The organism is Ciceribacter sp. RN22 (assembly GCF_024054295.1).
Classification (GTDB): Bacteria; Pseudomonadota; Alphaproteobacteria; order Rhizobiales; family Rhizobiaceae; genus Allorhizobium; species Allorhizobium lividum.
Genome location: NZ_JAMXLD010000026.1, coordinates 19,275 through 37,869 on the forward strand (window position 1 = coordinate 19,275; position 18,595 = coordinate 37,869).

The 18,595-nt window shown below is 59.2% G+C and carries 17 protein-coding genes and 1 pseudogene; 11 read left to right on the forward strand and 7 right to left on the reverse strand.

The window, feature by feature from the left end; all coding sequences use genetic code 11:
- Nucleotides 1-168 precede the first annotated feature (168 nt).
- On the reverse strand, nucleotides 169-1,389 hold the full coding sequence (locus NHF53_RS23305) for an IS256 family transposase (protein WP_252836330.1): 1,221 nt from the start codon (nucleotides 1,387-1,389) through the stop codon (nucleotides 169-171).
- 571 nt (nucleotides 1,390-1,960) lie between these two features.
- Between NHF53_RS23305 and NHF53_RS23310 the strand changes: the two genes are divergently transcribed.
- Complete coding sequence (locus tag NHF53_RS23310; RefSeq protein WP_252836331.1) at nucleotides 1,961-3,223, forward strand: GGDEF domain-containing protein; 1,263 nt, start codon at nucleotides 1,961-1,963, stop codon at nucleotides 3,221-3,223.
- Nucleotides 3,224-3,312: 89 nt separating this feature from the next.
- Here the strand turns inward: NHF53_RS23310 and NHF53_RS23315 are convergent, their stop codons facing one another.
- Entirely contained in the window at nucleotides 3,313-3,873 is a 561-nt protein-coding gene (locus tag NHF53_RS23315) for a toxin-activating lysine-acyltransferase (RefSeq protein WP_252836332.1), read from the reverse strand.
- Nucleotides 3,874-5,378: 1,505 nt separating this feature from the next.
- Between NHF53_RS23315 and ppk2 the strand changes: the two genes are divergently transcribed.
- Nucleotides 5,379-6,530, forward strand: a complete 1,152-nt coding sequence (ppk2, locus tag NHF53_RS23320) for a polyphosphate kinase 2 (RefSeq protein ID WP_252836333.1) — start codon at nucleotides 5,379-5,381, stop codon at nucleotides 6,528-6,530.
- A gap of 168 nt (nucleotides 6,531-6,698) precedes the next feature.
- Here the strand turns inward: ppk2 and NHF53_RS24035 are convergent, their stop codons facing one another.
- The 4 genes and pseudogenes from NHF53_RS24035 to NHF53_RS23330 all read right to left on the reverse strand — a co-directional run bounded on the left by NHF53_RS24035 (nucleotide 6,699) and on the right by NHF53_RS23330 (nucleotide 8,530).
- Nucleotides 6,699-6,884: a LuxR C-terminal-related transcriptional regulator gene (locus NHF53_RS24035; protein ID WP_256481306.1), complete on the reverse strand. Its 186-nt coding sequence runs from the start codon at nucleotides 6,882-6,884 to the stop codon at nucleotides 6,699-6,701.
- 102 nt (nucleotides 6,885-6,986) lie between these two features.
- A pseudogene (locus tag NHF53_RS24120) lies at nucleotides 6,987-7,253 on the reverse strand (autoinducer binding domain-containing protein); the annotation flags it as partial.
- Nucleotides 7,254-7,277: 24 nt separating this feature from the next.
- Nucleotides 7,278-7,406: a hypothetical protein gene (locus NHF53_RS24125; RefSeq protein WP_256481304.1), complete on the reverse strand. Its 129-nt coding sequence runs from the start codon at nucleotides 7,404-7,406 to the stop codon at nucleotides 7,278-7,280.
- Between the two features lie 164 nt (nucleotides 7,407-7,570).
- Nucleotides 7,571-8,530: a LysR family transcriptional regulator gene (locus NHF53_RS23330; protein WP_252836368.1), complete on the reverse strand. Its 960-nt coding sequence runs from the start codon at nucleotides 8,528-8,530 to the stop codon at nucleotides 7,571-7,573.
- Between the two features lie 1,207 nt (nucleotides 8,531-9,737).
- Here NHF53_RS23330 and NHF53_RS23335 point away from each other — a divergent pair.
- The 9 genes from NHF53_RS23335 (at nucleotide 9,738) to NHF53_RS23375 (ending at nucleotide 18,075) form a co-directional block, all read left to right on the forward strand.
- Nucleotides 9,738-9,986, forward strand: coding sequence for a hypothetical protein (locus NHF53_RS23335; protein ID WP_252836334.1), 249 nt, complete (start codon nucleotides 9,738-9,740; stop codon nucleotides 9,984-9,986).
- A 216-nt stretch (nucleotides 9,987-10,202) separates the two neighbouring features.
- Complete coding sequence (locus NHF53_RS23340) at nucleotides 10,203-11,243, forward strand: ABC transporter substrate-binding protein (RefSeq protein ID WP_252836335.1); 1,041 nt, start codon at nucleotides 10,203-10,205, stop codon at nucleotides 11,241-11,243.
- A gap of 104 nt (nucleotides 11,244-11,347) precedes the next feature.
- Complete coding sequence (locus tag NHF53_RS23345) at nucleotides 11,348-12,133, forward strand: ABC transporter permease (protein WP_252836369.1); 786 nt, start codon at nucleotides 11,348-11,350, stop codon at nucleotides 12,131-12,133.
- A 15-nt stretch (nucleotides 12,134-12,148) separates the two neighbouring features.
- A complete protein-coding gene (locus NHF53_RS23350) occupies nucleotides 12,149-12,952 on the forward strand; it encodes an ABC transporter permease (RefSeq protein ID WP_252836336.1) in 804 nt (267 codons plus the stop codon).
- The gene (locus tag NHF53_RS23355; RefSeq protein WP_252836337.1) at nucleotides 12,949-14,049 is read left to right on the forward strand and encodes an ABC transporter ATP-binding protein; all 1,101 of its coding nucleotides are present in this window, start codon (nucleotides 12,949-12,951) and stop codon (nucleotides 14,047-14,049) included. Before NHF53_RS23350 ends, NHF53_RS23355 begins: the two co-directional genes overlap by 4 nt.
- Before the next feature lie 123 nt (nucleotides 14,050-14,172).
- Nucleotides 14,173-15,033 carry a TauD/TfdA family dioxygenase gene (locus NHF53_RS23360; protein ID WP_252836338.1) on the forward strand — a complete coding sequence of 287 codons (861 nt, stop codon included), beginning with the start codon at nucleotides 14,173-14,175 and terminating at the stop codon, nucleotides 15,031-15,033.
- A gap of 35 nt (nucleotides 15,034-15,068) precedes the next feature.
- Entirely contained in the window at nucleotides 15,069-15,719 is a 651-nt protein-coding gene (locus NHF53_RS23365; RefSeq protein WP_252836339.1) for an RraA family protein, read from the forward strand.
- Nucleotides 15,716-16,660: a carbon-nitrogen hydrolase family protein gene (locus tag NHF53_RS23370; RefSeq protein WP_252836340.1), complete on the forward strand. Its 945-nt coding sequence runs from the start codon at nucleotides 15,716-15,718 to the stop codon at nucleotides 16,658-16,660. Before NHF53_RS23365 ends, NHF53_RS23370 begins: the two co-directional genes overlap by 4 nt.
- A 35-nt stretch (nucleotides 16,661-16,695) precedes the next feature.
- On the forward strand, nucleotides 16,696-18,075 hold the full coding sequence (locus NHF53_RS23375; protein ID WP_252836341.1) for an MmgE/PrpD family protein: 1,380 nt from the start codon (nucleotides 16,696-16,698) through the stop codon (nucleotides 18,073-18,075).
- 70 nt (nucleotides 18,076-18,145) lie between these two features.
- Here the strand turns inward: NHF53_RS23375 and NHF53_RS23380 are convergent, their stop codons facing one another.
- Nucleotides 18,146-18,583 carry a toxin-activating lysine-acyltransferase gene (locus NHF53_RS23380; protein ID WP_252836342.1) on the reverse strand — a complete coding sequence of 146 codons (438 nt, stop codon included), beginning with the start codon at nucleotides 18,581-18,583 and terminating at the stop codon, nucleotides 18,146-18,148.
- Between the last annotated feature and the right edge of the window lie 12 nt (nucleotides 18,584-18,595).

Here is an 18,595-nt window from a genome sequence, read left to right on the forward strand (position 1 = left end):
TTGCGAAATAGCGGCGGTGGCGTTCCGAATCCATTCGATGCGGTATCAGCAATGGCCTGCCGCGAATGCTTAAGCTGCCCTGTAGGGCACGTGTCGCGCGTTGCGCTTGCCTTGATCAGGGGGACTGTCAGGAATTTCGTGTACGGGCGTGTGGTTGAACATTTCTGTTTACGCCCTCGCGGCCTGGAAGCGGTCCGCGAAGAGAACGGCAAATTGCGATTTCGCCATCGCCCATTCCCTCGGCGGCATTTTCCACTCTTTCTCCGATCTGTTCAAGACCAGATACAGGAGTTTCGTGGCCGCCTCATCGTTGGGGAAATGGCCCCTTGCGCGCACTGCGCGGCGGAGCTTGGAATTTAAAGCCTCTATGGCATTCGTCGTGTAGATGATCCGGCGCACATCCTTGGGGAAGGCAAAGAAGGGAATGACCTCCTGCCAGGCGCGCCGCCACATCTGGCCGATGGCGGGGAACTTCTGGCCCCAGAAGCTCGCCTCGAATGCTGTCAGCGCCGCCTCGGCGGCCGTGTCATCGACGGCCGAATAGATCAGCTTCATGGCGCGCGCCAAATCCTTTCGATCTTTCCAGGAGGCAAAATCCAGCGAATTGCGCAGGAGGTGGACGATGCAGGTCTGCACGGTGGTTTCGGGAAAGACCGCGTTGATGGCATCGGGGAAGCCCTTCAGCCCATCGACGACGGCAATCAGAATATCCTCAACGCCCCGGTTCTTCAGCTCGTTCATGACGCGCAGCCAGAACTTCGCGCCCTCGTTGGTTTCGATCCAAAGACCGAGGATTTCCTTGGTTCCGTCGCCACGAACGCCGAGCGCGACATGGACGGCCTTGTTTCGCACCGTGCCTTCGTCGCGGATCTTGACCCGCAGCGCGTCGAAGAACACCAGCGGATAGACCGGCTCCAGCGGTCGTGACTGCCAGGCCGTGATCTCGTCGAGAACCGCGTCCGTCACGGCCGAGATCAGGTCCGGCGAGACGTCCACGCCATAGAGTTCCTGCACATGGCCGACGATTTCGCGCGTGCTCATGCCGCGCGCATACATCGAGATGATCTTGTCGTTGAAGCCGGGAAAGCGCCGCTGATATTTGGCCAGAAGCTGCGGGTCAAAGCTCGATTGCCGGTCACGCGGTATAGACAGCTCCAGAGAGCCATCATCCGTCAGAACCGTCTTCTTTCCATAGCCATTGCGGCTGTTGCCGCGCATTCCTTCGCTCGAAAGATGGTGGTCCATCTCCGCGTTCAGCGCCCGTTCGGCCAACGCCTTCTTCAACTGGTCGATCAGCCCGCCGCCATCAAAGGCCGTCTTGGCGTCAGCTCCCCCGAGCAATTGGTCCAATATCGCATCCGGGATAACCGGCTCTTTCCGTCGTGCCATGGGTCGTCTCCTTCATACCCATTATGCACGCCCGTACACGAAATTCCTGACAGTCCCTTGATCAGGGTCTGGATGATGTCCCAGAGAGTTCCAATTGCGACTGTCCACCGCCCGCGTCGTGCATCTCCCGCATGCGAATTCCATACATCTGATGCGCTTCAGCCTTTCGGCAATGGCATTCAGAATCATTGCACTCCACGACGTTGGAAACGACAATCTCCGCGCCGCTGCTCAACAGCTCGGCAACCGCAAAACTTACGACGGGCCCTCGATTCCCATCAACTGCTCCGAGGCATCCGTACAGGACGCGTCAACTCTCCAAAAGCTCCCTTCTTGCCTGGATTGCATCGGGAGACGGAACGTCCACGTTCGGCCATGACCTTTGTCCTAGCTCATACTGGAAACGACAGCCCACAACCACTCAAATCGGCTGTGAACTGAGCCCAAATGGTTGCAATTTCTTACATTGCTCGACCTCGAGCTCACCACCTAAAGATTCGGCAATACATTCCCCGCATAGGTTGTCCAGCTTCAACACCTGTCTTGTCGATTAGCCCTTGGATGTCTCACGATGCTTGATGCGCCAACGATGCTTGCTGTCTTCTCTTTCAACTCGCTGTTGCTGGCGCTCGTCTCGGTCGTCGTGATCCGCTCCATTGTGACCCCGATGTCCGCCTATCTCTGGACGCTCTCAGCCGTATTTTCGGCCATGAGCACCGCCGGCGGTCTATTGAGCGGGGCCACCGACCTACTGCTGCCCACTCCGATCGGAAACGGCCTTTCTTTGCTTGCCACATCTGTGTTCTGGGCCGGGGTCCGCCGCTTCTATGGTGCCCATTTTCCGATAGTGCCTGCTTCCCTGATCATCGCAGTCGGCGTCGGCGGCCCTATCCTCTCTTCCGTCTGGTGGGACGACGCGACAGCCGAGATCATCATCTTTTCGGCCGCGCAGGGCACCCTCCTGGTCCTGCTGGGACTGGACCTCATTCTCATCGCGGCACGCAGGTCTCCGGGCGTGTGGCTGGCATCGGGCGCAACACTGACGCTGACCGCTGTCCTCATCGTCCATTCGCTCGCAGCCTGCTTCAGGATCGGCGAGTTGTCCCTCGTTCACTTCAGCGGGGTGCAGGGCGGGTTGCTTTTGGCCAGAATCTGCGGAACCACAGGCCTGTATCTGGGCGTGATCCTGATGACCATCGATCAGTTTCACAAGAGGCTGACGGATAAAGCCTACAATGATGATCTGACCGAGCTCCCCAATCGGAGACAGTTTCACGAACGCCTGGAGACGGAATGGGCGCATGCGGTGAAGTGCAGCACCTCATTTGCCTTACTCGTGATTGATCTCGACGACTTCAAATCGATCAATGACACGTTGGGACATGCGGTCGGCGACACATGCCTCATCCATTTTGCCAGACTTGCTCGCGCCAGGCTGAGCACGGATGACCTGATCGCCAGAACGGGCGGGGACGAGTTCTGTGTGATCTTGCCGAATGTGGACAACGAACGCGCTGAGGTGATCGCCGACTTGCTGGTCGAATCGATACGTCAGTGCCCGTGCCCGGCGCAAGCATGCGATGTTCAAATGACGATCAGTGTCGGTATTGCAACCTGGTCTTCGAATGTCGCGAGCGCGACTGAGTTGCAGGCATTGGCTGATCAGGCGCTTTACCTCTCCAAGCGAAGAGGCCGGAACGATTACACGCTGTCGGTGCCGGCTGGGGCGCCGCGTCGAAGGAGCTCGATGAGCAACATCGGGGCGCAGGATCATCTGCGGCTTGAAGCCAGATCCCGCGCTGGGCGGAGCAAATATCGGGAAAGGACAACCTGACGATTATCGAAATCCCCGTGACGCACGGCTATCGCATCCATCACCGTATCCGGGCGATGTCATACGGCCCTCGCTGACAGCATTCCTTTCTAGTTCAACTTGCTTGGCCTCTCCGACCCTTCGAGCTGAGAATATTCAAGCTCATCCAGCGTGGCCGGGCTCACGACAAAGGCGATGTTCGGGTGCGTGACGACTGTCTTTCCCACGGTCTCCCGACGAAACTTCGCCAGCATCGCGGTTGCCATCTCTTTCGTCGGGGCGATCACGTCGAGCACCCAGAGCAAATCGCCGCTGGCCCAATCGTTCGCATCCAGAATCGTTGGAAACTGGTGCGCCTGGACTTGTGAGCGAAGTTTCTCCGCGACTTCGGGCGAAACACTGGCCCACATCAGGATGCCGGTCAATCCGCCTGGGCAGCGCAGGGCGTCTTCCGGAGCCTCGGGAACCGTCACGAAGATGCGGCCACGCGCGAGCGGCTCGATAACCAGGCGCCAAAGGTCGGCGACTTTCATGTGCTCGTATCGAGGCGAAACGGACAAAACGGTCGCGATCTGGCCGACCCTCGCCTGAAACTCCTGGCGAATCCTTGTGGCCGTGACGACCTTGAGATCGTCGGGTAGCGCGACCCTCGTCTTGCGATTCTTAAGCATGCTCAACCAATCCGCTCACGGACGACACCCCATCGACTGCATGTTCATGGGCGCAACCGACAACCCGATCTGGAGGCTGCAGGCGAGCCTGAGGAAGACTCTCCCACCGGCGCCTCGCTCATCAAGACGGCCATGCCCGACAATCTAGGTGGCATACCAATCAAACCTTCGACTTATGGGCAAATAAGTCTCGGCCGACAGATAACGGGAGTCACGTTGCAACTGCAGCCTGGACAACGAATAGAGGCGAGGAACGTGCCTCCTCTCGCGTCGGGCGGAGATACGGGAAATTCGGTTGACGGGCCTTGCGCCCGTCGATGGCGGTTCCTCGCGAAGAAGGTCGCCATCGCGGCCTTGACCGGAGAGACAAATTGGTTTGCGGTCCGTTGCAATCCGCAAGACTGCCAGCGATCCGAATCCAACCGCAACGCGGCCCCGACCATCCGCGCGAGCGGTTTCTGTTCGAGTGGCCACCATGAAGCGAGGAACTTCACGGCCCTTTCCTCTGCCATCGTCGACGTCGGAATTGCCTGTAACTCCGATGGAGTCATCGACGCCTCCGGTATCCGCAGGGTGAAACTCGAGACAGGATGCTGGTCTATGTACGGGACGTAGCATTCGCAAAGCGGGACGCAAAGACGTGCCGCCTCTCAAGTAAGTAAGCGTCCTTCCGGACAGATGTCCCCACCTTGTCCACGTCTTCCGTCATAGAGACCGTAAAACGCTATCAGATTCGGACAGAAATTTGACATGGCTTGTATATTTGCTTATAAGGACATAAGCTATTCTTATTCATTTCTCGGAAAATTCGCCCAATTTTGGTCTAAGTCAGAAACATACCGATAACACTTAAAGAATATTTCATGATTTCTCGTCAGAGCATGGCAAGTGCCGCTGTGCCGGCGAGGAACATTACGGGAATACCGCACCCTTGTCGCTCGATATTCACTCTTGCCCTTTATCGTGATCTTAATCAGCGGGCGGCAATTTGCGTCGCCACAGGTCAAGAGATTTCCTGATCTGGCCGCACGACTGCCCGTGAACTGCGGCTGATCGGCGCGAGTGAACCATATCGGCACTTATCCTCCCAGGCGGTCCCGACGAAAAGTACCCTACCCGCTCGTGCTCACGGGTCCGATCCCGATGCCTGGCCGGACGGCGGCTTCACGCTGCCACGCAACTCGCGTGATCGCCACGGTTGGTCACGACCGATGACCGGCAGATGACGGTTCTGCTCGCGAGCGGGCGCGAAGGGACCGCCCGGATACGACTAATTTGCCCATAACCTGGCGAAGGGAGAGGATCGACACGATGAGTGTCGCCCGCCGACCTCCCTGCGGGATGGTCAGGCACGTCATCAACGAACAGATGCGGCAGAAGCTCCGTGCAATATGTCCGAACCATTTTTGCCTTCCGCATCCTGGCCTGCTGTAACGAGATCAATTGGGGCCGTGCCGTGAACGTGCAAGACGACAAAGGTTCTGGTGAATGAGGGAAGGAGAAGCATGACGAACAGTGACAAGCCTCAATCTGCGATCGAGATCGGAAGCCAAGCCCCCGGCTTGTTACCTCCGATCGTGGAGATTGGCATTTCCGAGGAGCGTCGGCATGCCGCGCTGGAGGCAGAGCTTTCGGCAATGAGCGCGATCGCTTCTGAACCTCGCGCCGACAACGAGGTCAAGGCCGGAATCGAAGCGATCATCGAGGGTGCCTCCCCCGACGACGCGGACCGTTTGCGCAGGCAGCTCGGCCTGCCGAAGCCACCCGGCCATCCGCGCAGTGCCAACGACGAACTCACCGACGACTGGCGGGATGGCGGCTATCCCTTCAAGTATAAGATGCTCCGCCGCGACTACGAGCACGAAAAATTCGTGCTCCAGACCGAACTGCTGAAGCTCCAATCCTGGGTGAAGGAAGCCAATCAACGGCTCATCATCCTGTTCGAGGGGCGCGACGCCGCGGGTAAGGGCGGCGCCATCAAGCGCTTCATGGAGCACCTCAATCCCCGTGGCGCACGCGTAGTGGCCCTTGAGAAGCCGAGCGAGGTGGAACGTGGCCAATGGTACTTTCAGCGGTACGTGGAACACCTGCCAACGCGCGGAGAAATCGTTCTCTTCGACCGCAGCTGGTACAATCGTGCCGGCGTCGAGCGTGTGATGGGCTTTTGTACCGAGGAGGAGTACCGCGAGTTCCTTCGCCAGGCGCCGGAGTTCGAACGCAACCTCGTGCGCAGTGGCATTCATCTCATCAAGTTCTGGTTCTCGGTCAGCCAGGACGAACAGCGCCGCCGCTTCAAGGAACGCAAGGTTCATCCGTTGAAGCAATGGAAGCTTTCGCCGATCGATATGGCGTCTCTCGACAAATGGGACGACTACACGCGGGCCAAAGAGGCCATGTTTTTCCACACAGACACGGCTGATTCCCCGTGGCTGGTCATCAAGTCCGACGACAAGAAGCGCGCGCGCCTCAACGCCATGCGCTACGTGCTTCATTCTCTGCCTTACACGGGCAAGAATCCGGAACGGATCGGGAGGGTGGACAGTCTGCTGGTCGGTCGGGCCAACACGATCCACGAGCGTGGCGAGTACACTGTCGGCGCGAGTTGGCCGCCCGAAATCCAAAGTGCCGCGCCTCAACATCAGGCCGGACATATGTGATGTCCGGCGATACGATGTTTGCCGATACCGGGGCTCCGCTGCCCGCGCGACGTGACGCCCCGACGGAGGACTGCAAAGCTCGGGAGTGGTCGCTCCACTCCTCGTCAGACAATTCTTCCGGGGAAGAACCGCGCCGCGTCGAAAGGCTCGTCTTCTGCACGACGGCAATCAAATCAGCTTGAGTTTTGTCGCCAGTGCCGTCGCCTGCGCCAGCGTGCCGGCATTGAGTGCCTTGCGAGCATTGTTCATGTGGAAATTTACATTCGCGTAGGTCATGTCCTCGATGGTAGCAATCGCCCTCATCGACTTGCCCTCGGAGGACCACTTCAGCATCAGGGCCTGCCTCGCGGTCATGTTGATGCTCGGTCTTGCCGTCGGCTCTATTTCCGTTTGTTCGATCCTTACGTGAAGCTGAGCAACCGCAGTCGACGCCGCCACCGGATCGATCTCCCTGTCCAGCGACAGGTAAGCCTTGGGTGAGGCGATCGTCAGCATCGACATGCGCCCAAAAGCAGTCGCGACAGGAATGGTAATGCCCGACCGGATGCCGAACTCGGCGGCATCCAGATAGAACTGCCGGACGCGTCTCGACCTCACCTTGGTCGAGTTTTCGCAAGTAGACCAGATAAAGCTCTTCATCGTGGATTTGGCGGTCCTGACGATCGGATCGATCTCGTTGAAGCCCTTGGAAAAATACCGATCCTGCCACTCGGAAGGATAGTTCGAGACAGCGAATGCCCCGACTGGCTAAACATTGAGATAGGCGTAATACTCGAAGCCGAGTTCCCGGGCGAGATCAGTAAGCGCTTCATCGAACATCTCCCGGGTGCGTGCGACGGCCGAGATGTCAGTTACCTTTTGAAACCAAATCTTCAATTCTTGAACCTCTTTCCTTGGAAGATTGCCTTTCTCGAAGCAATGCTTATGCCAAGCAACATCAGCTCACCTGTGCGGCGGCATTGTCCCGCGACGAGGAACCGCCATGTGCCACCTCCCGACGACCAAAAGGACTGAGAGATCGATATCTCCGCTCCGGTCGACTACTCGCGGGACGTTGAGGCACGAGCTTTCTTGTCACTTTTTTCGCCAGGCGCACCGGCCAGCCTGTGCGGTCGCGGCACCGATGCGAGCGATCGGGCAATCTCCACGATCTCGTCGCGATTTGCGGCGGGATCTTCCTTGTTCCAGGCAAGTCCCAGACCGACTTTGAAATCCATGCCCGCGACCTCCCGGAGGTGGAACGATCGGTTGGGCAGATCCCGCGTCCATTCGGGGACGAAACCCACTCCCACCCCGGCCGAAACAAGCGAGACCATCGAGAGCGTGTCGTCGCAGCTGCAGGCGACGTGATCGAGAAGGTCGTGTTTTCTGAACTGCTCGAAAAAATACTTTTCCGTGTAAGACAGATTCGAGCGGGAAAAGGAGATGATCCGTTCCCGCCTCAGATCGGTCATGGTGATTGTCTCTTCGGACGCCAGCGGGCTGTCAAGCGGAACCGCCAGGAGGTAACGCTCGTTGGCAATGCTCTGCCACCGGAGCGACCCGATGTTGTCGACCGGGCGGATGAAACCGAGATTGATGCGCCCCTTTTCGAGTTCACGGATGATCGCATCGGTAGATCCGCTGCTGATGTGAATCTGGATGTCCGGAAATCGCTTGCCGAGCTTGTTGAGAAAGAGTGGCAGGACCCCAAAGGTCGCGGGGTAGATGGTTCCGATGGTGATGCGGTTCAAGTCTTTTCCGGCAATCGCCTGAGCAACGGCAGCGCTGTTTTCGAGCTCCTTGAGAATACGAACACACCGGTCATGGAAGACCTCACCGGCCTTGGTCAGTTGCACGCGGCGCGTAGAGCGGATGAGCAGCTGAACACCGAGTTCCTTTTCGAGTGCCTGGATTTGCACGCTGAGGGCGGGTTGAGCCATGGACAGTGCGGCCGCGGCGCGGCCGAAATGAAGCTCCTCGGCCAGGATTGCAAAGCATCTGATCTGCCGCAGTTCCATTATCCTATGTCCTCCATGTCGCAAGACGCTCCTCGCACGGATATCTTTTATTGATCCGTCTATACAGATCAATCGCTTGTCTTTTGATAATCCATCATCCATGGATGCGATAGTGGGTGACGAGCGCACCCAATCCCGTCGCCTCACAGAAACTCTGGACGTGCATACCGGAACGGTGTCTGTGCCACCGTCGAGAACTCGCTTTGTTCGCGCAGAACTGTAACCTGGTACACCGACTACCGATCGTGGGCACGCTGCGGGAAAGTAAGGCGAGGGCCACCGTGCTCCTGTCGCCTCGGCGCTTCCGACCCTGGGTTTAGGCGTCCCAAGTCTGCGAGCAAGACAGCGTCAGCGACGACAGGCAGGTTGGACCGCAGCTTCGTCCATTGCCTGTCGGCGTGATCGTCGTCCCGGCCGAAGCGGGGAGGCCGAACCATCACTATCCCCGTCCATATTTTTCTGGGGGGCGCCACGACGGCTGAACACCATCTTCGTGTATTTACTCAGAAATTTAGGCCTGCAAATCTGCAATCCCCAACCTTCCGATTTCCGGCTAGTGTTTCCGAACATTGCGGAGGCGGGCCATAACGACCGAAGTCATTGAACTGCATCTGCAGCAGGCGAAGAGCCTTGCTCTGTCAACCGGACAGAGTTTCCTGGCATACCTGATCGATATGGCCATCCCGGAATTCAGGCCCGGCGGGCGGCGCATTCCGGACAGTGCGCCGCGGACCACCCACTGAGCTGCGGCCAGGCACCGACAACCGTTCGTTCCAGGACGACCAACAAGCACCGACACAGGATCGGAACGCACCGGCCGGCCGGCGACGAAACTGGCTTTATCGCGAACCAGGCCGGTCAGCCTGTCGAGCTTCCCCTTCGACTCTCGCACTCGCATTCAGACACGGAAGATGAAGATGTTCGCCGAATTCTCTGTCAGGAACGATCCTGCACTTTTCTCTTCGCTCCCTGATATGCAGAAGAGGCGCTCGCGCACTGTTTCCAGCCATACCGTATCAGCCGGGCGGCTCTCGGAAGAGCGGGCAATTGCATCCACGCGAAATTATTGGCTTCACCTTAAGCGGGAAGTCGATTAGGATTCAACCTATTCGACATTGGTTGCAGATGTGCTTCCGGACGACGCGATCTTCGCTGCGAAACCGTCCGGCCACATTCCTCGCGCCGGACTCTCGAACGGAGAGTCATCATGTCGATGCAATTGAAGAATGTCCCGAAACCGTCAGACGAGGCGGGTGCACAGCATGACGTCGCCGTGGCGGCGGCCGTGGAACTCGCAATGGAGTTTTACGGCTGCGACGCTGTAACGGCAGCGGCAAAGCGAGCTGCCGAGTCCCGAGACCTCGATCGCGAAAGCCATTACCGGTTCTGGCTGAACATCTTCAAATCCCTGAAATCCAATCCGGATCTGATCGACGAAATCTGCCGCCCAGGGTGACGCAGCGGCCACCGCCGGTCGCGCGTGCCGGCCAGCCGCGCGGACGGGCGCAGAACGCGCCGCTCGAAACGAAATCCGACACAGGTCGCCCGCCGGCTGTCCGATTGCAAAGCGATTAATATCGATTTCGCATCAATATGAGGAAATCAATATTGGAAATCGCGATTCCGGCTGGTGCAGTGTCGCCGAACCGACAACACCGACAAGGGGATCACCATGAGGTACATCGCGCTGAGCGCGTCTGCGCTCGCATCATTGGTCTTGGTTGCGAACGGCCATGCCGAAACGCTCATCATCAACAGCTATGGCGGGCCGTACGAAACCATCATCCGCGAGCGGATCATCGAGCCTTTCGAGGCCAAGTTCGGGATCGACGTCATCTATGACGCCGTCGGTTCGGCCTCCCAGGATTATGCCAAGATCAAGGCGACCGACGGACGGCCCGGCTTCGATGTCGTCGTCATGACCGCCTCGCAGTCGCTCGAGGGATGCAAGGGGGGCCTGCTTGAAGAGCTCTCCCCCGAGTCTGTCCCGAACCTCGCGCAGCTTTCGCCTGCAATCGCCGCAGTCGCCGGTCCCTGCGGAGCCGTCCACGAGGTGCAATATCTCTCGCTTCTCTATCGCAAGGACAAGCTGCCGGGGCCGCCGACCTCCTGGGAGGAGCTTCTTGGCGATCACCTCAAAGGCAGGATCATCCTGCCTACCTTTCAGAACATCATGGCCGCTTACCTTTTGGAGATCTTCTCGGTCGCGCGCGGCGGCGACCTGCTCGACAACGTCAGCCCCGGGTTTGTCGCCATGAGCGAACTGGCTCGACAGTCGATCGGCTTCGAACAGTCCTCCTCCGTCATGGAGACATACGTCAAGGACGGCAAGGTCTGGGCCATGCCCTTCTGGAACGGTCGCGCGCAGTTGCTCGTCGACAGCGGTCTGCCTGTGGACTATGTGCTCCCGAAGGAAGGATCAATTCCACTGATCGCAACCCTGAACGTGCCGAAACATGCCGCGAACCGCGACGCGGCGCTCAAGTTCGTCAACTTTTTCCTCGACAAAGCCAGCCAGGAGGCATGGGTCACCGGCTACAAGGTCGGCAGTGCGCGGCTCGACATCGAGGTGCCGGCCGATATTCGTGCCAGACAGATCACCACTGAAGAGGACCTGAACGATCTCCTGTTGCCCGACCTCGCCGTGGTGGCCTCACGGCTCTCCGCCTGGGGCGAGCGGTGGCAACGCGATGTCGTCACGGCAGCCGAATGAGGTGGATTATGGCCTTCATCGCGTTATCCACCCCGCAAGGGCCGGTGCGTCCCGTTGTCCCCGTCAAGGGATTTCTGCCGCTGATCGCCCCCTCGATCGTGCTGATGCTCTTCTTCGCCCTCCCGATGGGCATGATGATCGGGATCAGCTTTCAAAGTCAGGCAGCGGGCGGCCCGACGCTTGCGAGCTATGATCGCTTCTTCAGCAGCGATCTGGCTCTTGCCGGTCTTGCCCGCACGATCGTGATGTCGGGCGTGGTTGCGATCTCCGTCACCGTCCTGGCCTATCCCCTCGCCTACTATCTCGCGCGCACGACATCACGCTGGCGGACCGTCATCTTCGCGCTCGCCATCGCGCCTGAACTTGCGGGCGTCGTACTCCGGACCTATGGCTGGCTCATCATTCTCGAAGATCATGGCTTCATCAATTCAACCTTGATGTGGTCTGGATTGATCTCGCAGCCCCTGCCTCTGTCGAAGAACCTGTTCGGTGTGGTGGTCGGCCTGACCCACGTCATCCTGCCTTTTGGTGTCCTGTCGCTGCTGACGAGTCTGCAGGGCATCAATCCCAACCTGGAGAAATCGGCACAGATCCTCGGAGCGTCACGGTTCGCCGTCATCCGGCACGTCGTCGTACCGCTTTCCGTGCCCGGAATCGTAAGTTCGCTCCTGATTGGCTTCACTATGGCGGCGAGCGCTTATGCCACTCCGGCCCTGCTTGGCGGTGCCGGCTTCAAAGTCATGGCCACGATGGTCTACGAGCAAGTGCTCTTCTATCTCGATTGGCCCTTCGCGGCAGTGATGGCGAACGTTCTCCTCGTCATGATGTTGGCTGCCGGCTTCGTGGGGTCCAGACTCGAGTCGCGCCTCCACCAGAAACTTCACCTTTGATCTCGGGAGGCATCGATGAACCGACTGCTCACCTCACTGTTCAGAATCTCGCTCGCCGGCATTCTCGCGTTCATTACGTTACCGCTCGTGGTCGTTGTTGCAGCCTCTTTCAGCCCCACCTCGGCCGTCACCTTCCGACCGGACGAGTGGACCCTGAAGTGGTATGCGGCGCTCGCGGACAGCCGATGGCTCGACCCGTTCCTGCTAAGCGTCGAACTGGCCGCCATCGTCTCGCTCGCAAGCGGATTGCTTGGCCTGCTCGGAGCCTACAGCGTCGCCTATGTGAAATGTCCGGGCCACACCGCCGTGATGTCGTTCCTCCTGTCACCCATGTCGGTCCCGCAAATCGTCAAGGGCGTGGCGATCGTCCTTCTCCTTGCCTCAACCGGTCTTTACGGACTGCTCGGAACGCCTGGCCTCATCATGGCCCACACTGTCCTGACGCTACCATATGTCGTGCGAATGGCGGCGACGGCACTGTTCAATTTCGACAAGCGGCTCGACAGGGCGGCGCGGGTTCTCGGCGCAGGTGCGGTGCACCGGATCAGGTATGTGCTCCTGCCACTGATCCGCTCCGGCATCTTTTCCGGAATGACGTTCGCCTTCATCATTTCCTTCAACAACATCCCGCTTTCCGTCTTCCTGGTCAGGCCTGGCCAGACGACGCTTCCAATCACCGTCATCAACCATCTCGAGTACAGCCTGGATCCCGTGCTCGCGGCCGTGAACGTCGCGTCGCTGCTCTTCATTCTCGGCACGATCATCCTTTTCGAAAAAATCGGCGGCTTCTCCGCCCACTTCCACGGGGGTAGCAAATGACAACCATCGATATCGAGCTTCTTTCGGTCAGCAAACGGTTCGGCGCGAACCGAATTGTCGACAATGTCAACCTCGCTATCCCGAAGGGAAAGTTCGTCAGCATTCTCGGCCCTTCCGGATGCGGCAAGACAACGACCCTGAACATGATTGCTGGCTTCGAGCATCCCTCGAGCGGGCAGATCAGAATTCGGGGGCGCGATCAGGCGGGGGTCCCGCCGGAGGCGCGGAAAATCGGGTTGGTCTTTCAGAATTACGCACTCTTTCCGCACATGACCGTCGCCCAAAATGTCGGCTTTGGCCTCAAGATGCAGGGGCGACCGCGAGAGGAGATCGCATATGGCGTGTCACGCGCCTTGAAAAGCGTCCATCTTGAGGATTTCGAGAGCCGTTATCCGAAGGAGCTGTCTGGAGGTCAGCAGCAGCGGGTGGCCGTCGCCCGCGCCATTGCGCCGTCCCCGTCCGTGCTGCTCCTCGATGAACCGCTCTCCAATCTCGACCTCAAGCTTCGGGAGGCCATGCGGATCGAACTGAAGGAGATCCAGCAGGATCTCGGCATGACATTCATCTATGTCACGCACGATCAGGAAGAGGCGATGGCCATGTCCGATCGGATCATCGTCATGCAGAGCGGCGCGGTGGCGCAGGAGGGGGCGCCGACGGAGATCTACGACCGGCCCAGGACATCTTTCGTGGCCGATTTCATCGGCAAGTCCAATATTCTTCCGGTGTCCGCTGTGCTCGAAGCCGACCAGAGACCGAGATTGCTTCTTAAGGCTGCAGAGGGGGCGGAAGGAGTGGCGATAACGGCCGCCCGGATACAGGGTATCGATCCTGAAGATGTCCGCTTTTGCTGCATCAGACCGGAGGGCGTCAGGCTCGCCGATGCGGCAGGGGCACTCGACGAGCCGGCAAACCTCCTGGCGGGCACTGTCCAGAAAGTCGTCAATCTCGGCGCTTATGTCGAGGCTTGGATACTCGTGGATGGCGGGATCATTTTGAAGTCGATGATCCGCTCGACTCGTCTCGACAAGGTTCCCGTGGGCGGCTGCGTCGAGCTCGCGATCGCCCATTCCGCGGTTCTACTCCTGGGAGAGTAACTCGTATTAATATGATTTCATTATCAATGAGTTTTAATTGATATTGGAACCATCGTGTGATCCCCGGCTAAGCTCACAGCGATCCCAAGCCGGGATCTTCCCACAAGGAGGCGAACGATACACATGAATACTCAAGTTTCGGCTGTCCAGAACGACAGCAATGTCTGCGCCGACATCGTCGGCTTCGATTTTTCCGACTACGACGAAGCGGACATTGCTGCTCTGCGGTCCTACTGGCTTCAATATGGCGTCATCCGATTCCGGGCGACCCATATCACGGATCAGCAGCAGATCGACTTCTCACGCCACTTCGGCGATTTCGTCATCCATCCGAAGCAGTTGCAGGAAGGAGGACATCCCGTCCATCGCGAAATCCTGGTGATCAGCAACGTCATGACGGATGGAAAGCCGAGCGGCGCGCTCGGCAACAGCGAAGCGACGTGGCACACGGACACCTGGTTCTATGAACGTCCGCCGGCAGGTGCTATCCTCAGGGCGATCGAGGTTCCCCCTTCCGGCGGCGACACCTATTTTCTGTCGACCTACCGGGCCTATGAAACACTCCCCGAGGAACTGCGCAAGGCCGTCGAGGGGCGGCAGATCTTCTTTCAGAACCTCTACGACAAAACGGGCAAGCTGCGCCTCGGGAAATCCGAGCCGGTAAGCGCGGATTTCCGCGAATGGGCCGGCATCGTCCACCCGCTGGTCAGAACCCATGGAGAAACGGGCCGCAAGGCACTCTATCTCGGTGGAACTCCGGAAGGGTCATGGATCGTCGGCATGCCCCTCGACGAAAGCAACGACCTGATCGCAAAGCTGTGGGAACACACCGTCGGCACGGAGGAAGTCTTCGTTCAGAAATGGAACGCCGGCGACATCATGATGTGGGACAATCGCTGCACGATGCATCGGCGCGACTCCTTCGACCCGAAGACGATCCGCATCATGCATAGGACGACGACATCCGGCGAGCGCCCGGTCTGATTCCAGAGCAACAGAGCAGATCGGAGTCTCGTCAAATGATCGAACCGTATAGAATTGAACGGCAGCCTGACGCAATCCCGGAAACGCTGCGAGGGCTATTGAAGGGAGTCGAAACGGCAACCATCGGCCACTTTGAATATGCTGGATTTGCTGGAGAAGGCATCACTCCGATCTTCCCGGCCAGAGCAATCGGAACGGCGGTGACGGTTGCAGCCCCCGGCCGTGACGGCGCCATCATCTACACGGCAATCGATCTGCTTCGCCCGGGAGATATTCTCGTCATTTCCCGGGTCGACCGGGACGACATCGCCTGTGTCGGCGGCGGCGTCATTGTCGCCGCGCGAGCACGTGGCGCGGTGGCCATCGTCGTCGACGGTCCTTGCACCGACATTGAAGAAGTCCGCGGCAGCCGGTTTCCGGTCTGGTGCCGCGGTGTCTCGTCCAAGACGACCAGCCGCCGACACCGGATCGGCGGTGCCATCAACGTGCCGGTCGCCTGCGGCGGTGCGGCTGTCCTGCCCGGTTATGCTGTCCTGGCGGACACGGAAGGCGTCTTCGTTTCCGAGCCCTCCGACATGCACCGCATCGCCGAAATTGCCCTTGAGCGCCAACGGCGTTCCCTTGAACTCCGGCCGTACCTCGAGGCCGGCCACTCCATCTTCGAGCTGGATCGGATCGTCCCATGAAAATTTCGCTCATCCAGATGAACTCCCAGCCTGATCGCGATCTCAATTTGCGCTCGGCCGAGGACCTGATGCGTCAAGCGGTCGAACGCGACACACCGCATCTCATCGTGCTTCCGGAACATTTTGACTGGTCCGGGGGTACCACTGCGGCGAAACTTGCAGCCGCCGATCATGCGCCGGGCGGCGAGGCCTATCGCATGCTGCAGGCATTCGCGGCGAGACAGAAGGTCTGGGTCCACGGCGGCAGTCTCCTCGAAAGGACCGAGGGATCGAAGACCTATAATACGACAGTCGTCTTCGACCCGCAGGGCAACGAAGTCGGTCGTTATCGTAAGGTTCATCTGTTCGATATCGAGGCGCCGGACGGTAAGGTCTACAGGGAGTCAGAAACGGTGGCGCCCGGAGACGGACTTTTCATCTACGAGGCTCATGGCTTCAGGATCGGTTGCGCCATCTGCTATGACCTTCGCTTCCCCCGGCTCTTTGACGCGCTCGCGGATGCAGGTGTCGACATCGTTATTTTGCCCGCGGCCTTTACGATGCAGACCGGCAAAGACCATTGGGACGTGCTCTGCCGTGCGCGCGCAATCGAGCACCAGGTCTATTTCGTCGCCTGCGGACAGTGGGGAGGCTACACGGCAGCGGACGGTGATCGCCGCTTTACTTATGGCAATTCTCTTGTCTGCGATCCGTGGGGGCAGATCATCGCCCGCGCCGTCGACCAGGTCGGCATTGTTTCCACACACCTCGATCACGCCCGTGTTAGGGCCGTTCGCGAGCTTATTCCCGCCGCGTCGCACAAGGTTTCGTTCACGGAGCCAGTGCGTGCGCCTCGCAACTGCGGTTCCGGCGAGTGCTGCAATTGTTCCTCTTGCGGGTCACACGAACAGCTTGTCGGAGCACGAAATTCTTCTAGTGGAAACACGGCTGGAGAGCCTTGAAGATGGACCGGTCTTTCCTCGTCGACGGAAAGCGGATGCCGGAAGCAAGCCCGTTCATAACCGAAACGCTCGGCAGCTACATCGCCGGAGAAGCGCTTGCTCGCATTCCCGGCGATGTCGTCGGCAAGGCCAAACTTTGCATCCTCGACTCGCTCGGCTGCCTGTTCGGCGCGCGTCAATTGCCTCTTGCCGGCACCCTGGAGGCGCTGCGAACGAGCAACCCGGAGGAAGCCTCATCCAGAAGACCTGTCAGCGGTTGCGCCGATCCGGCCACTGCCGCCTTTATCAGGGCAACCTTGATCAATGCGCTCGACTTCGACGATATCTACGAAAAGGGCCACCCTGGAGCGACCGTTATCGCGGCTGCCCTGGCGACGGCGGAATACACAGGGGGCACAGGCGCGGAGTTCCTTGAAGCGGTGGTCACCGGGTACGAGGTCAGTTGCCGCACCGGCATCTCGCTCATTCACACGCAGCCCAGAAAGACGCTTCACGGCCATGGGACCTGGCAGATATTCGGTGCTGTGGCCGCAGCGGCAAAGCTGATGCGGCTCGATGCAAGGCAAGCGGCACACGCAATTGCGATTGCCGCCGCGAATGCGCCGGTCGCATCCGTCATGAAGACTGTCTACGGAAACACGCCGTCGATGGCGAAGAATAATTTCGGTATGGCCGCGCTGATGGGCGTCAACGCAGCGCGCCTTGCAGCTGCCGGCTACGAAGGTCCCCTGGACGCCTTCGAGGGAGAGACAGGCTTCTGGCGGATGGCGGGCGTCGACGAGTGCCGTTTCGACAGTCTGACGAACGGTCTGGGTGTCTCCTACGAAATCCTCCGGGTCGGCTTCAAGCCATTCAGTTGCTGCCGGCTCATCCAGAGCAGCGTCCAGGCCTGTCGTGACGTTGTCAGGAGGTCCGGAATTGACCCTGCCGACGGCAGGCATGCGAGGCTGATTGTGACGGCGCCCCCGATCGTATGCGAACCGCCCTTCAGCCAGACGCGTCCGCGAGACATGTGGGCGGCGCAGTTCAGCGCACCGTACGCCGTTGCGATGGCCGTATTCGGGGTTGAACCCGGTCCCGACTGGTTCGCGGAAAGTTGGCTCAACGACGAGATCGTCGGGCGATTTCAGGACAGTATCGAGCTGAGGCCACACCCCAAAGATGACGCCCCTCGTGGAACTCACGCTGCTGGTGCGTGTCTGCTGTTGCGCAACGGACGGAGCTTCGAAAAGCACGTCGACATTGCCGAGGGAGAGGCGGCGAACCCCATGCGAAGATCTGCTCTCGAAAGCAAGTTTCTACGGCTTGCCAACACTGTGGTCGGTGAAACCACCGCCTGCGAAATCATGGATGAGCTGTACACACTCGAGGGTGCCCAATCGATTCAGAGGATCCTTCGTTACTTGGACGCCTGATGTCCGCGCATTCGCACCGGTCCCCTGCTCCTTCAGGGGAGCGAGCACGAGGAATCTATTCGTGCAGGGCTCACCGGCTGATGGAGTTCAGGAAATCAGAATTGGCTTCCTTGGTGTCGACGCCTTTGACGCTGGCGCCGAGGAATCGTCTCACTCTCCGGGAACCGTCCACAGCTTCGAGATCGGGCGCAAAGCCGATCTGATCGGGGAACACGTTCGTTCTTAGATCGGCCGCGATCTTCAGGGCATGCCCGTAAGGCGCTATGAAGTCGATGAACCACAGATGCTCGCCGCCGATCCAGGTTTCGGTGCCGAAGTCGAAATTTCCGGCCATATAGCCCTGGCCTTCTTCGGCGGTCATGTAGGCCCAGCTTATCCACCCGACGGCTCGCCCTTTGGCATCGTGATAAATGCGAAACTGATTGAAGTGGATCGCGGGCAAGACCATGGAGGCAAACTCTGTCACCGTCGCGTTCCGGTGCCTTTCGGAGGCCTGGTAGAGGCCCAATATCTCACCCTG

Coding starts and splice junctions, on each gene's coding strand:
- NHF53_RS23305 (WP_252836330.1), bottom strand. CDS start 1,389: ATGGCACGACGGAAAGAGCCGGTTATCCCGGATGCGATATTGGACCAA.
- NHF53_RS23310 (WP_252836331.1), top strand. CDS start 1,961: ATGCTTGATGCGCCAACGATGCTTGCTGTCTTCTCTTTCAACTCGCTG.
- NHF53_RS23315 (WP_252836332.1), bottom strand. CDS start 3,873: ATGCTTAAGAATCGCAAGACGAGGGTCGCGCTACCCGACGATCTCAAG.
- ppk2 (WP_252836333.1), top strand. CDS start 5,379: ATGACGAACAGTGACAAGCCTCAATCTGCGATCGAGATCGGAAGCCAA.
- NHF53_RS24035 (WP_256481306.1), bottom strand. CDS start 6,884: ATGACCGCGAGGCAGGCCCTGATGCTGAAGTGGTCCTCCGAGGGCAAG.
- NHF53_RS23330 (WP_252836368.1), bottom strand. CDS start 8,530: ATGGAACTGCGGCAGATCAGATGCTTTGCAATCCTGGCCGAGGAGCTT.
- NHF53_RS23335 (WP_252836334.1), top strand. CDS start 9,738: ATGTCGATGCAATTGAAGAATGTCCCGAAACCGTCAGACGAGGCGGGT.
- NHF53_RS23340 (WP_252836335.1), top strand. CDS start 10,203: ATGAGGTACATCGCGCTGAGCGCGTCTGCGCTCGCATCATTGGTCTTG.
- NHF53_RS23345 (WP_252836369.1), top strand. CDS start 11,348: ATGCTCTTCTTCGCCCTCCCGATGGGCATGATGATCGGGATCAGCTTT.
- NHF53_RS23350 (WP_252836336.1), top strand. CDS start 12,149: ATGAACCGACTGCTCACCTCACTGTTCAGAATCTCGCTCGCCGGCATT.
- NHF53_RS23355 (WP_252836337.1), top strand. CDS start 12,949: ATGACAACCATCGATATCGAGCTTCTTTCGGTCAGCAAACGGTTCGGC.
- NHF53_RS23360 (WP_252836338.1), top strand. CDS start 14,173: ATGAATACTCAAGTTTCGGCTGTCCAGAACGACAGCAATGTCTGCGCC.
- NHF53_RS23365 (WP_252836339.1), top strand. CDS start 15,069: ATGATCGAACCGTATAGAATTGAACGGCAGCCTGACGCAATCCCGGAA.
- NHF53_RS23370 (WP_252836340.1), top strand. CDS start 15,716: ATGAAAATTTCGCTCATCCAGATGAACTCCCAGCCTGATCGCGATCTC.
- NHF53_RS23375 (WP_252836341.1), top strand. CDS start 16,696: ATGCCGGAAGCAAGCCCGTTCATAACCGAAACGCTCGGCAGCTACATC.